Origin of the sequence: Muricauda sp. MAR_2010_75, assembly GCF_000745185.1 — a bacterium.
Lineage (GTDB): Bacteria > Bacteroidota > Bacteroidia > Flavobacteriales > Flavobacteriaceae > Flagellimonas.
Window position 1 is genome coordinate 3,608,106 of record NZ_JQNJ01000001.1, and the last position, 13,772, is coordinate 3,621,877.

At 41.2% G+C, this 13,772-nt stretch carries 14 protein-coding genes; 3 read left to right on the forward strand and 11 right to left on the reverse strand.

Annotated elements, in window-relative coordinates; genetic code table 11:
* Positions 1 to 218: 218 nt before the first annotated feature.
* Complete coding sequence (gene nth / locus FG28_RS16155; protein ID WP_036384588.1) at positions 219 to 881, reverse strand: endonuclease III; 663 nt, start codon at positions 879 to 881, stop codon at positions 219 to 221.
* Positions 882 to 936: 55 nt separating this feature from the next.
* Here nth and bcp point away from each other — a divergent pair, with 55 nt between their 5' ends.
* Positions 937 to 1,389, forward strand: coding sequence for a thioredoxin-dependent thiol peroxidase (gene bcp / locus FG28_RS16160; RefSeq protein ID WP_036384589.1), 453 nt, complete (start codon positions 937 to 939; stop codon positions 1,387 to 1,389).
* Positions 1,390 to 1,456: 67 nt separating this feature from the next.
* Here bcp and FG28_RS16165 read toward each other — a convergent pair whose 3' ends face one another.
* Positions 1,457 to 2,914: a nicotinate-nucleotide adenylyltransferase gene (locus FG28_RS16165; RefSeq protein WP_036384591.1), complete on the reverse strand. Its 1,458-nt coding sequence runs from the start codon at positions 2,912 to 2,914 to the stop codon at positions 1,457 to 1,459.
* 90 nt (positions 2,915 to 3,004) lie between these two features.
* Here FG28_RS16165 and FG28_RS16170 point away from each other — a divergent pair, with 90 nt between their 5' ends.
* Together FG28_RS16170 and FG28_RS16175 are read left to right on the forward strand one after the other, a co-directional pair.
* Positions 3,005 to 3,769, forward strand: coding sequence for an MBL fold metallo-hydrolase (locus FG28_RS16170; protein ID WP_036386756.1), 765 nt, complete (start codon positions 3,005 to 3,007; stop codon positions 3,767 to 3,769).
* Positions 3,770 to 3,772: 3 nt separating this feature from the next.
* Complete coding sequence (locus FG28_RS16175) at positions 3,773 to 4,267, forward strand: hypothetical protein (RefSeq protein ID WP_036384593.1); 495 nt, start codon at positions 3,773 to 3,775, stop codon at positions 4,265 to 4,267.
* A 202-nt stretch (positions 4,268 to 4,469) separates the two neighbouring features.
* Here FG28_RS16175 and FG28_RS16180 read toward each other — a convergent pair whose 3' ends face one another.
* The 9 genes from FG28_RS16180 to FG28_RS16220 form a co-directional block, all read right to left on the reverse strand.
* Entirely contained in the window at positions 4,470 to 5,837 is a 1,368-nt protein-coding gene (locus FG28_RS16180) for a BspA family leucine-rich repeat surface protein (protein WP_036384595.1), read from the reverse strand.
* Positions 5,838 to 6,175: 338 nt separating this feature from the next.
* Positions 6,176 to 6,835: an alpha/beta hydrolase gene (locus tag FG28_RS16185; protein WP_036384598.1), complete on the reverse strand. Its 660-nt coding sequence runs from the start codon at positions 6,833 to 6,835 to the stop codon at positions 6,176 to 6,178.
* 9 nt (positions 6,836 to 6,844) lie between these two features.
* Positions 6,845 to 7,168, reverse strand: coding sequence for a membrane protein (locus FG28_RS16190; RefSeq protein WP_036384600.1), 324 nt, complete (start codon positions 7,166 to 7,168; stop codon positions 6,845 to 6,847).
* A 4-nt stretch (positions 7,169 to 7,172) separates the two neighbouring features.
* Positions 7,173 to 8,426: a dihydroorotase family protein gene (locus FG28_RS16195; protein WP_036384602.1), complete on the reverse strand. Its 1,254-nt coding sequence runs from the start codon at positions 8,424 to 8,426 to the stop codon at positions 7,173 to 7,175.
* Positions 8,423 to 10,345 carry a BatA domain-containing protein gene (locus tag FG28_RS16200; RefSeq protein ID WP_036384604.1) on the reverse strand — a complete coding sequence of 641 codons (1,923 nt, stop codon included), beginning with the start codon at positions 10,343 to 10,345 and terminating at the stop codon, positions 8,423 to 8,425. Before FG28_RS16200 ends, FG28_RS16195 begins: the two co-directional genes overlap by 4 nt.
* Before the next feature lie 143 nt (positions 10,346 to 10,488).
* Positions 10,489 to 11,496 (reverse strand): glycosyltransferase family 2 protein, encoded by a 1,008-nt coding sequence (locus FG28_RS16205; protein WP_036384606.1) that lies wholly within the window; start codon positions 11,494 to 11,496, stop codon positions 10,489 to 10,491.
* A gap of 38 nt (positions 11,497 to 11,534) precedes the next feature.
* Positions 11,535 to 11,987: a hypothetical protein gene (locus FG28_RS16210; RefSeq protein WP_051947418.1), complete on the reverse strand. Its 453-nt coding sequence runs from the start codon at positions 11,985 to 11,987 to the stop codon at positions 11,535 to 11,537.
* 15 nt (positions 11,988 to 12,002) lie between these two features.
* On the reverse strand, positions 12,003 to 12,929 hold the full coding sequence (locus FG28_RS16215; RefSeq protein ID WP_051947420.1) for a M43 family zinc metalloprotease: 927 nt from the start codon (positions 12,927 to 12,929) through the stop codon (positions 12,003 to 12,005).
* Positions 12,929 to 13,705, reverse strand: coding sequence for a sterol desaturase family protein (locus tag FG28_RS16220; protein ID WP_036386761.1), 777 nt, complete (start codon positions 13,703 to 13,705; stop codon positions 12,929 to 12,931). Before FG28_RS16220 ends, FG28_RS16215 begins: the two co-directional genes overlap by 1 nt.
* Positions 13,706 to 13,772: the final 67 nt, after the last annotated feature.

Consider the following 13,772-nt stretch of genomic DNA (forward strand, 5'->3'; position numbering starts at 1 on the left):
ATTCTAGCGGCGTTATCTATTTGAAACATTAATGCTAGAATATGGAAAATATTTACTCTGAAGAACAAAAAACCGTTAAATCGGTAAAAGCAAGCCAAGAAACTATTAATTTCTTACTTAGCTATTCTAAATCGATTCATGTAGTTAACTACAAAAAGCATCCATTTGAAGTAACTTTGAACTAAGTTGCTGAAAAACAGATGCAAAAAGAGCCGCAATTAGCGGCTCTTTTTGTTTTTATAATATTCGTTGATGACGGATTTTCGCCCGATGGTCTTTGTAATCACATCCTTTTCCAAGTCCCAGCCCCTTGCTTGGCAATATTCTCTTCCATACCAGATGATTTGCAAATGAAGTCGGTTCCAGATTTCCTTGGGGAACAAACGCTTGGCATCCCGCTCCGTTTGCACCACATTTTTCCCATTACTGAATCCCCAACGGTACATCAATCTATGAATATGCGTATCAACAGGGAATGCAGGTATGCCAAAAGCTTGCGAAACCACTACACTGGCTGTTTTGTGGCCTACACTTGGCAATTCCTCCAATAATTCAATGCTCCTTGGAACCTTACCATTGTATTTTTCTATCAAAATTTGGGAAAGACCATGAATTCCTTTTGATTTCATAGGTGAAAGCCCAACAGGCTTGATGATTTCCCGTATCTCATCCACAGAAAGCTTTACCATATCATACGGATTGTCCGCTTTTTCAAATAGCAATGGCGTAATTTGATTCACCCGTACATCTGTACTTTGGGCAGATAACAAGACAGCAATCAGGAGTGTATAAGGGTCTTTGTGGTCTAAGGGAATGGGAATGGACGGGTAAATTTTATCCAAAGTTTTAATAACAAAATCAACTTTTTCTTGTTTAGTCATTTTTGTTTAATTTTGAATAAAAATAATTAAACAATAAAATAGAGACCGTACGCATATGGATATGTTAAAAGTAGGGGATAAAGTACCTGAATTTTCCGCAAAAGACCAAGATGGAAACACAATTAATCTGAGTGACTATAAAGGAAAAAAACTTGTGGTTTTCTTTTACCCAAGAGCCAATACACCCGGATGTACTCTGGAAGCCTGCAATCTAAGAGACAATTACAAAGCCTTGCAGGATGCTGGATATGAGATTTTAGGAGTAAGTGCTGATTCTGAGCGTAAGCAGGCAAACTTCAAGAAAAAATATGATTTCCCATTCCCTTTATTGGCAGATGAAGACCATACCGTCCTTGAGATTTTTGGTGTTTGGGGACCAAAACAGTTTATGGGAAGAAAATTTGACGGAATCCATCGTACCACTTTTGTAATCAGTGGTGATGGTATTGTGGAACGGGTCATTGATAAGGTAAAGACCAAGGACCACGCCGCTCAGATTTTAGAATAGCAAGTATTGTTGCATCGAGCGGAGTCGAGAACAAAAAAAGACATCTCGACTCCGCTCGATGTGATATTTATGCCTCTTCCTTCTCTGGGAGTACTTTACGGGTAAAGAGATGCTTTTCCTTGATTATTTCGGCAATACCTTCTGGCAATTCTTCTTCCCATCCATCCTCGCCATTGATGATTTTTTTCAGTACATCCCTGGAGAAAATGTGCATAATATCAGGATCATAATCAATAATGTCCATTACTTTTCCATTATACTTAAAGAATTTGTATAATTCTTTCATCCTTGGATGCACTTTTACATTATTGCTGGTCATAATTTGGCCGGTCTCTGGATCCTTCATAGGGTAGAGGTATACCTTTAGATCCTTAAAGAACAATTTTCCAAAAGCCTCAAGGATACCACCACTTAGATCACGGTAATATTTCTCATCAAAAATATCCACTAGGTTGTTTACGCCCATGGTCAATCCAATTTTTGACTTGGTATAATTGTTAAAATATTCCACCAACTTGTAATACTCTTGGAATTTGGAAATCAACACCGTGTGTCCCAATGAACATAGCAGCTCCGCGCGGTCCATAAAATCCTGTTCATCAATTTCCCCAGAAGCCTTAAGATTGGAGAGGGTTATCTCAAAGACCACGATGGTATTTTCATATTCCACGGTCTGTTCCCGTACAAAGATGTCGTACGATTTCTTGAACATATCCATGTTCACCTTGGTCACAGGCCTAAAACTTCCCCTTAGTGCCAAGATATTTTTCTTGTAAAGGACCGCAGCAGGTAAAAGATTGTTCCCATCGGGGCCAAACATGACCGCATCGGTCATATTATTCTTGATCAACTGCAAGCTCATCAATCTATTGTCCACCTCCTTAAAGTTGGGTCCAACAAAATTGACCATATCAATTTCCAAGGTGTCCTTATCTATATGATCGTATAGATACTTCAGCAGTTTTTTGGGTTTATGAAACTTAAAAAATGCCCCATACATAAGATTGACTCCCAAAATGCCCAACGTTTCCTGTTGTAAGCGGGCCTCATTTTGCTTAAAACGGATATGCAGGACAATTTCATCGTATTCCTTTTGGTTTGGATCTAATTGAAATCGGATTCCAACCCATCCATGACCCTTATATCGTTTGGAAAAATCAATGGTGGCAACAGTGTTGGCATACGTAAAGAACAAGTAATTGGGGTTGCTCTCACGGCTGATCCGTTCCTCCACCAACCTCATTTCATGGTCCAGCATTTTCTTCAAACGCGACTGGGTCACGTACCGCCCATCTTCCTCAATACCGTAAATGGCATCACTGAACGACTTATCATAGGCGCTCATTGCCTTTGCAATGGTGCCCGAAGCGCCACCTGCCCTAAAAAAATGTCTCGCTGTTTCCTGTCCGGCCCCAATTTCGGCAAATGTTCCGTAAATATTTGGATTCAAGTTTATTCTAAGGGTCTTTGCCTTTATGGAAGGGATGTTTTCAAAAGCATTTTCTTTGCTTGGTACGGTAGGCATATCCGATATTTTATATGATGAACAAAGTTACACTCTTCATTCAATCTATTAAATAAATAAGTTATAATTTTGAATTTAATGGATGACAAGATGACCATTACCTTTTTGGGCACTGGAACCTCCCAGGGAATACCTGTTATCGGAAGTGATCATCCAGTTTGTTTGAGCAAGGATCCCAAGGATAAAAGATTGCGGGTCTCCGTTTTAATTTCATGGGGCGATTATAATTATGTGATTGACTGTGGCCCCGATTTTAGGCAACAGATGCTCAGCAATCCCATTGAAAAACTGGATGGGATTTTATTCACTCATGAGCATGCCGATCATACTGCCGGTATTGATGACATCAGACCCTTTTTCTTTCGCCAGGGCGATATTCCCATCTATGCCCACGAACGCGTAATTGCCTCCCTAAAAAGACGATTTGATTATATTTTTGCCGATGAAAACAGATATCCCGGAGCACCGGCGGTACAGGTTGTCCCGGTTAAAAAGAATGTACCATTTGAATTGGGGGACCTAGAGATCATTCCCATTGAAGCCTATCATAACCGCTTGCAGGTATTTGGCTATCGGTTTGGAGAATTTGTGTACCTGACCGATGTGAAGCGGGTGGATGAAGATCAACTCAAAAAAATAAAAGGGGCCAAAGTGCTGGTGGTCAATGCGCTCAGAAAAGAGCCCCATCATTCTCATTTTAATTTAGAGGAAGCCATTGAGTTTGCGCGGGAAGCTGGTGCAGATAAAACGTATTTTACGCACATCAGTCATATTATGGGATTTCATGAAGAAGTAGAAAAAGAATTGCCCAAAAACATACATTTGGCATACGATAACCTACAATTGAAGATTTAAACAATGAAGAGCAAAATTTTCCTTTATCTATTTGTATTCGCAGCTTTAGTGGTTCTTTATCAATTTGTGAGCACCAATAACATGCAAAAATCCATGACTTCTGATCTTGAGAACTTGGAAACCGAAGTTCAACAGCTTCAAGATTCATTGCAGAAAAGTCAGCTAAAGATATTGGATATGCAATATTTTTCGCTTGAAAACAACGATGATGCCTTGGTCTACTATGATCATCTCAACTTGGATAACCCTACACGTTACATTGAAGACAAGCTATTGGAAACCAATGAACAATCAGGGGACAACCCGTTGATTCCTTATGAAGGTATGGAGAGTGATTTCAAAATCAATAAAATCAAAGTATTGAACCACAAATGGATCATTGTTGATTTTTCGGATGGAAAATATTGGGGTGAATTGTTGTTGCAGTATGAATTAAAAGATGACCTGAGCGTTAGCTTTACGCCAATGGACCACTTGCTCTACACTCGGAGCAACTAACAGCTTTCGATTTTATAAGCTTTGCATCCCATATCGAAATGACACCAACTTCACGAATTCTAAAGAAACTTAATGGATTTGTTATTTGGCTATTGGACCCTTGGAATTTGATCATTGTTCATCCCTCAAAAAAGAAGAACTAAAAGAACACCGGGAAACAAAATCTCCCGATGCTCTTTAAAGATAAACAAGTATTTTTTAATCAATTGCAATCGACAGGACCACCATCAGTTATGGTCCAGCCTTTGTCATTGGTAAGATAGGTAAGCGATAGACCGGTAGCTATGTCATCACAATATTGAAGCCCGGTTGCATCTAAAGTTATACCTTGTGGAGCATTGGGGCTGGCCCAGCTCTTCAACGTACTGCTATAGTTCTCGGAGCTTAACCCTGAAAAACTCAACATATCTTCCATATTGTCGACATTGCTGATGTCCCATGCGCCAAGGTCACTATTAAAAGCAACAGCATTGGCGAACATTTCACTCATGTCGGTGACATTGCCGGTGTTCCAATCACTTAGATCTCTGTTGAAGACATTTGCAAACCGGAACATACCAATCATACCGGTTACACTACTCACATCCCAGCCACTGAGATCCCCGTTAAAGGTTTCGGCATAAGCAAACATTCCACTCATGTTGTTGACATTGCTTGTGTTCCAATCACTGAGCCCGGTCCCTTCAAAGGTAACGGCGCCAGCAAACATGCCACCCATATCGGAAACATTGCTCACATCCCAGCCGCTGAGGTCGCCGTTAAAGGCAACAGCAGAACTAAACATACCACTCATATTGGTCACTTGGGAGAGATTGGGCGCATCTGTGGCGTTGTACACCATGTTCTTACAATCGATGAAGGCATTTTTCATGCTGGTCCACGGGTTGGTGCCCCATTGTTCTATGCTTGCCAATTTAAGTGCATCAGCTTGAGTGACAAGCTCATATTTATCCATTAAAATTGCTGGGAAAGTGCCCTTTATGGCCACGGTATGGGCCCCTGGCTGGGCATATTGGTGCTGGGCAGCGAAGCTATTGATGGTAAGGTTCTCAACCGTGCCATCTCCCCAGTCTATGGTATAATCGTAGGTAAGGTTTGGATTAACCCCAATTTTAACGGTTTCATTGTTGGCTGTGGTAACCCATGTTGTGATAAAGGAATCGGGATCCTCGGCCAAGGACTCGATCACATTGGTAACGGTGATGGTAATTTCTGCAAAGACAGGATTGTTGACATTGTCGGTTACCTCCACGGTAATAGTGTGTTCATCAGTGGTCTCAAAATCCAGGGATTTGCCCGCGGCCAGGCTCAGTTTACCATCTGTGGTGATCTCAAACAAGTTGCTGCTATTTGCGGCGATACTAAAAGTGAGCTTGTCATTCTTGTCCGCATCGGTAGCGGTCACCGTTCCAATGGTAGCAGTATCAGTTAGGTTCTCGGCAGCAGGGAAGGTCTGCGCCTTGATATCGGGGGCGGTGTTCGCCGAAGGACTTGGCCCATCGTCCTTGCTACAGGAAATTACAAGGTACAAGGCGAAAAGGGTCAGGAATAGCAATTTTTTTCGTTCCATCTTTTAAAATTTAAAGGGTTGAAACCACAATTTCCCAAAACTCCTGCTGACTTTTTGGGACTATTTGACGAATGCTGTTTTTGGGTTGATGTGAGCCCCTTTTGGCTGATGGACCTTGGACTACTTGAAGTCAGAAGCATGAACTTGATACTTGGACTTGAGCTTTTTTGACTGCCCACTGCCTACCTGATACGAATCCAAAAATCAACCAGAAGGGTTTGCTCTTGACTCTTGACTCTTGACTCTTGAACTTGACTCTTGATTATTTGATTGTTGGATTCCTTGGGTAATGCCCACTGCCTACTGATCCACTACCTACCGAGCTGTTATTACTTAAATCAAAGATGTTCCACCAACCATTTTCGGAAGGAGTAAAAGTTTTGTTGTGAAACGCCATGTCCAATAGGGAATTCCTCATAGATGAAGTCAATATTCAACTTTTTTAAGAAATCTGGGGTTTTCTGGGCCCATTCTACTGGAATTACTTGGTCCACCTGACCGTGGGAAGCATAAATATGGAGGTTGCTATGGTCTTTTTCAGCATAATCTTCGCGCAAAATACTTTTGTTGATGTAACCGCTCAACGCTACTACATTTTTCACCTTCTCTGGAAAGGAAAGGGCAACGGCATAACTCAAAATGGTGCCTTGGCTAAAGCCCAGAAGGGTAATATTTTCTTCATCCAAATCAAAAGCCGCAATAGACTCGTCCATAAAGGCCACAATTTTATCCCTAGATGTTTTGGCTTGCTCATCATCACTCCATTTACCGTATTCCGCATCAAAATTAATGGCATACCAAGCATGGCCAAAAGGGTCCAAATCATAAGGAGCCCTAACCGAAATCACCTCCAATTCCTCCGGAAGTTCCGATGCAAAGGAAAAAAGGTCCTCTTCATTGCTTCCATAACCATGGAACATGAATAGACCGGGTTTCTTTCCTGATTTTAATGATGAGGGACGTATTAGGTACTCCAAAGACAATGAGGTTGGGGACATTTTAGAATTTTATGAAATAAAGGTAAACCATTTTTGAAAATAGGTGCCCAGAACAGGCAGGGGCTTGTTTTTTTCATTCAGAGCTTGGATGAATCCGTAGCCCCATAGTACCAAATAAAAAAGGTATAGGGGGATGGATAGATAAACAATTCCAGAAAATGTTAGCGCCACGGCCAAAGCATGGAACAGTAAATGAATTCCAAAAGCCTGCCGAATATGAAACCGGGCAAAGGCATTTTTGGGTTCCATATTCATGGTAATGGCAATTAAACACCCTACGATGGTGATGTAGGCCACAATGGCCGTTGTTCTTCCCGGATTAGGTTTGCTCACAATATTAAATTGAAGTTTTATCGTTATTGATCACACCGTAAACTTTGCCCTTAAGCTTTGCTCCCACAAACATACTGTTTTTGGAAGTGGACAAAATGTTTTCCAAGGCAAAGGTACTTTCTTTATCTGGATGAAACAGGGTTAGGCAAGCCTTCTCGCCTTCCTTTAAAATAGGGGCATCAAGATTAAAACGTTCCCTGCCTTTGGTCAAAAGTGATATGGTTTCTTCTAGGCCAAAGATATTGTTAAGGCTTCCAAATGCGGTTTCCAGACCAAGGGTGCCATCAATGGCGTTGTCAAATTCCACACGTTTTCCTTCCACATCAATAGGAATGTGATCACTGGTCACAAAATCTATGGTACCGTCTTTTAAACCTTTTAGCAACGATTTGACATCTTGTTTGGTTCGTAGGGGAGGAGACACTTTGAAATTTGTACCAAAATCTTCCAACGAATCATCGGTAAACACCAAATTATGGATAGCCACGCTGCAACTTACATCCAAGCCTTTTTTCTTGGCATTGGCAATCAGTTTTACGGATTCTGCGGTTGAAATGGTGGGAATATGCAATTTGCCACCGGTGTATTCTAAGATAAATAAATCCCTGGCAATCTGGAGTTCTTCGGCCAAGGCAGGTATTCCTTTCAATCCCAATCGGGTTGAGACTTCTCCTTCGTGCACAATACCCTTTCCTTTTATGTGGACATCTTGGGGATGGGAAAAAACCAGTCCCTCAAAATTTTGGGCATACAATAAGGCGATTTTTAGAAGGTTGGGATTGGTGATCTGTTGTTTAAAATCGTAAAAGGCCACCGCTCCGGCATTTTTCATATCGTACAACTCAGCAAGGTCAACACCCTCTGCGTTTTTGGTCAAGGTTCCGAGCGGATGTAAATTGGTTGGTTTCCCAAGGCTGCGTTCCTTTAAAAATACCACGTCAGAACTGGTGTCGGGTACGGGATAGGTGTTGGGATAGAGCACAATATCCGTAAATCCGCTTTTGCCGGCTACGTTCAGACCGTTGGCAATGGTCTCACGCTCTTCATGACCGGGCTCTCCAAAGCTCACACCGCTATCAAACCAACCCAATGAAACATGAAGGTTTTCAAGATTGACTACTTTTATGCTTGCAGGCGTTTCAATAGAGGCGGCAATCTTTTCAATAATCCCCTTTTTAATAAGGATGTCCCGCTTTTTCAAGTGTAGTTCCTTATTTTCTGGGCACACGATTTTTGCAGACTTCAGCAGAATGTTCATGTAATGAATTTTTGGATGAGTACCTCGGTCAACGCCAAAAGCAACGCTAAAATAACAAACCATTTCCAATATGCGGTAATATTACTTTCGGCTTCCAAGTATTCAAAAAGTGACCCAATGCTATCTTGGGTGCGGGCATTTGGCAGACTTTCAACCTCCAGATAGTTGAGTTTGCTTTCAGCTCTGGGATAGTTAAAACTGATGTTCTGCAAAGCCCGTCCCTGCTGATTGATAGTGTAAATTCCATCTAATGCGGGATTTTGATCAAAGGTCAATCGCACACGATTTGGAAAGGTTTGCTGCAATGGGATAAAGTCGTAATCTTCTCTCGATACATTTAAAATATCATCGCTGCCCAAGTTTGTTGAAATATCTATTGTAGTGATTTCACCAAGTGTATGGTAAATTTCCGGTAACTGAAGGCTTGATGTGGCCATATTATAAAATGTGGGCACAATCAGGGGGGAATTTTTAAAGTTGGAGTTGCTTGTTTCCAAAGAGGCCGTAAACACGTAAAAGCCATCATTTCCCAATAGAAAAGCATCATTGTTCTCCAGAGCAAGAATTTTGGACATTCTTGATCGTATCCTGAAATATTCTTTTACGGTAGGGTATTGAAAATTGGTGACTTCTTTTTCAAATACGTTTGTGTACAACGGATGATCAAAAGAAATGGAGGTTACTTTGGTACTGTTCGCCACTTTTTCTGTCATTTGAATGGCCGAAAAGCTGGATAAAAATGAATTATAGGAAGTTATATCGCTTTCGTTTGAGGGAACCACTATGAGCGTCCCACCATTTTCCTTAAACGTAAGAAGGACTTTTTGCAAACTATTGGGTATGGATTGAAGGTTGTCAAGAACCACCACATTTTGCTCATCCAGCGCACTATAATCCAATTGGTTCAACTGGGATTTCTGGAATGAGAACTCATTTTCAGGATACAGTCTTTCCAAATAATCATTTTCTGAAGCACTGATGGCCAATATTTTTATTTTTTCCCTTTCATTGATACTGAAATAGAATCGGTTGTCATACCCCAATCCATTTTCTGTAAGGCTGAGTTTTCCGTTGATTTTTGTATTTCCCGGAATGGAAAAGACCACCTCAGCTGTACCATTGGCATTGAATTTAGCTGCGGATTTCGCAATAAGCGTATCGTTATTGAACAAGGAAATGGGTAAATTCTGCTCTTCTGAACCTCCAGAAAGCAATGCCGTAAGCTTAGGTTGTTCTGACAATTCATCATCAAGATAAATGGAATCAATGGCCACGTTCTGTGTCTCCCTAGGCCGAATAGGAACCAGATACATGGATATTAGAGAATCTGTTACAGGATTGTTTGCTGCAATCCGTTGTTGGAAATCGGAAATCAAAATTAAATTCTTGACACTGCCATTTGATTTTGAAAATAAGGTGGCCGCCTTCAGTTTGATTTCCTCAAGATTCAATTGCTTGTGGGAATACGGAAATGACAACAACACATTTTGAATGTTCTTTACAGTTACACCGTTGTATGTATTCTCATTAGTGAACAGACTAAAAACCGTTTCGTCCCCAATATTTCGGATAAGGTCTTGAACTGCTTTTTCCATGAGGGAAAGTCCATTGATCTTGGCCTGCATGCTGAAGGAATTGTCTAAATAGACCACGGTCTCTTTTTCTTTCAGTGCCGTTTCAGTGGATGAAAAAGGTTGGGCAAAGGCAACAATAATGGCAGCCAACAAGCATAAGCGCGTCAAGAGCAGCAACCATTTTTTTAAGCTATTGCTTTTTCGGGATTCTGACACTACCTTTTGTAGCATGGCTACATTGGTGAAAGGGGTCTTTTTATACCGCCGTAATTGAAAAAGGTGAATGATAACAGGAATGACAAGTAGTGCGAGGGCCCAAAGAATTTCCGGATGTTTAAACTGCATTCCCAACTTTGATTGAACAAATATAGGGATTAAAATAGTGTAGGTGTATAAATTTCATTGTTAAGGGAGTTGTAAATGTGATATATGGTTGATGGGCAGAAAGGTGAAGGGTGGAAGGTGGAAGGTGGAAGGGTCAAAGGTTTTTAGCAGAAGAAGAAATAATCGAGCATGGGCTGTTGGCCAAGCCCTGATAAAAAGCCCTTAATTTCTTGTTGGGCGTCTTCATTGGCCACGGTAACAATACTTTGTGGATTGTCCAAATTCTTTAATGCCTCAAAATGAACCAATTCTTTTTCATAAATATTCTTTCCAATTTTTTTGGGATTGTCACACAACCATGTAAAATCGGTTTGTTGTTCTAAAAGACCTTGGGCAATGGTTTTTCCTTTGGAACCTGCGCCCCAAATCACCAAAGGACGATTTTTGTCATAATCCAGTTTTAGAAAATAGTGGAGTTTAATATCCAAAAAATAATTCTGCGCATAATGTTCATGGGTACGGGAAGTTCTGGTGTCGTAATCGCGCCAAAGGTGCAAGACCTCATTGCATGGAATAATTTTCAATCCCTTTTCATAAAATCGGAAAGTGAGGTCGTAATCCTCTGGATATCGATTGGGTCTAAAGGCACCACAAGCTTCAAAGTCCTCACGGTACACCATCCAACAGGGCGAGGGAATAACACATTCCTTATAAATTTCACTATAATTTGCCCCTTTAGAGGTAAGCTTGTTCAGCCAAGCTTCATAGCGTTCGTAACCGTTGCTGATACCCCGGTCTGAGAAATACTTCACCTGACCCACGGCCGCATGGCTTTTTCCTGATTTTAAAAGTGACTTCACCATGGTTTCCAACCGATAAGGTTTCATAATGTCGTCCGAATCCATTCGGGTGATAAAATCCCCAGAGCTGTGTTTGTATGCGGTCCTCAGTGCAGGAATGATTCCTTTGCCTGAATTGTTGAAGACTTTTATCCTATGGTCCTTATCAGCATACGAGCCCAAAAGCTCAAAACCATAATCACTGGAATGGTCATTTACAGCAAGGATTTCCCAATTCTTGTAGGTTTGATTCAAAATGGAGTCCAGACATTCAGGAAGAAAATGTACGGTATCCTTAAAGGGAATACAAATACTTACCTTGGGATTTTGCATACTACAAAGAAACTAAATCCGAAGGCAAATACGTGATTTCAGTCAAAAGGCAATAAATCTGGTTCAATATAATCTGTCTTGGCCCCGTCACTGGAAAAAATATTAAACCCATAATGTTGGTCCAACAATTCTTTAAAGGCAACTTTTAATCTAGGAAACTCCTCAATGAAATCGGCAAAGCTTCTAGATTCTGATTTCTTTATAAAATGATGAACCACTTTAACGGCCGCTACGGTTATAGTGGTGTGAAATTTATCCCCTTTGCCGTGGATAAAATCAAAATGTTTGATGCCTGAGCACGATTTTTCAATAGCTCTTTGTTCCCCATGATTTTGGATATAGATCCATGCCAATCGTAAATGGGCCTCATGATTAAATAGCCTTGGATTTAGACTACCATTCTCAAAGGATTCTACAAATTCTGAATCGCTTAATTGTGAATGATGGGTATAGTTTTTGCCGTACCACAGATTTGGATTTGCACAAGTCATGATATTTAGTTTTAGTTAAAGTGCGGGGCTTGTCAACAGGGCGTTTCTCCCTGGGTGATGCTTGAGCACGTAATGCATCCGTTGAATTTGATCATTGGTAAAAATGTTCATTACTTCGTCATGTGAGTAGTTCATATAGTTTCCGATCATGACCTCTTCGCCGGCACAGCCAACAAAAGGAACATTTCCATACACATGCTCATCCACCGGTGGGGTATCATCGCAATAATCATTGGTTTCGCAATCCCCACTGCCCCAAGTGTGCAATAATCCCAAGAAATGCCCCATTTCATGGGTAAGGGTGCGTCCAAAACGCGCATGACAGTCAATGTTGGATTCTCCAAAGTGTATCCAATTTATCATAATTCCGTCGGCATCATTGGGTCCGGGAATAGATAGATGTTCCGTACCGGGCAAGTCTGTCTTTGGACCAGTTGCGTTACCCAAAGCCAAACACATGCTGGACTCAGGCAATGGGGTGGTCCAAATATTAATGTATGCTTCTGGATTCCAATAGGCATATTGCGCATAATGATTTTGGTTGTACCCCAAATCAGGAACATTCTCTTGCGATGCATCTATGCGATTTATCCCATTGGTTTGTTCTCCATCCGGGGTCTTTTTTGCCAATACAAATTCAATTTGGGCATCCCCACCATCGGGGTGGTCATTAAATCCTCTGGTCCCCAGTTTTCTTCTATAATCTTCATTAAGGATTTCAATCTGCCTCAATATTTGTTGTTCTGAAAGGTTTGGGCCTTCCCCAAGGCCTTCCCCATTGTGGACTACATGGACCACAACGGGAAGATAAACCACTCCATCACCAGGTTCTGGGATAGGGGAAGGGCCACTACCGTCATCATTTTTACCGCATGATGTCAACAACATATTGAACATCAGCAACAATATGGTTGTAAAGTTTACGCTTTTTCCAAGCTTCATTAAGAATTGTTTTTTGACACATCTTTAAAGGTCAGCATTTCCCATATTCGTTTTGATGCGCCATTGTAAAACCCGGTTTCGTGTTCATAACCCTTTGGGTTGTTGAAGGTTCCAAAGATGATATCAAAAAGAGAGATATCTGAATAGTTATACGCGTGAATTCCCTTGGCATGGTGTATGGTGTGGGCTTCAGGCCGCTGAACAATATACCCCATCCACCTTGGCGTTCTAATATTGGCATGTTGAAATATGGCCAAAAATGTGGTGATCAGGATAAAGAGGGTAGCGGCTTCCGGTGTAAACCCAGCAATGACAACAAGACAAAGGCTTCCCAACAATGAAAATCCGATCATGTCCATAGGGCTGAAATAAAAGGCACCGTAACTGTCCATACGTTCCGCACTGTGGTGCATTTGGTGGAATATTTTCCAAAGGGTGTCATTTTTATGCATGGCATAGTGCCAAACATAAAGTCCAAACTCGTAAATCATTAGGGCAACAAAGGCACCCCAACCAGCTCCCAAAGCGGTTAGGTCAAAAATTTGATAGTCCACTAAATAGGTGTCCCAAATTAATGGAAAGTAGGTGGACAGATAAAAAAACACGCCGAAGGACACAAGTCCTCTCAGCTTCCAGTTCTTCACTTTTGGCAGTTCCCTAGCTGGAAAAAGGGCTTCCCAAATCATCAATACCACGTACATTCCCAAAACAATTAGGGAAATAGGGTCGACAAGTACGGCCCATGGGTTTGGTAAATTTTGAATAATCTCTAGCATTTTTGTATTGTTTAGATTGTTGTTCAACCTTATAGGCTAAAGTTTTCGACTTACATTGTAAGGAAGG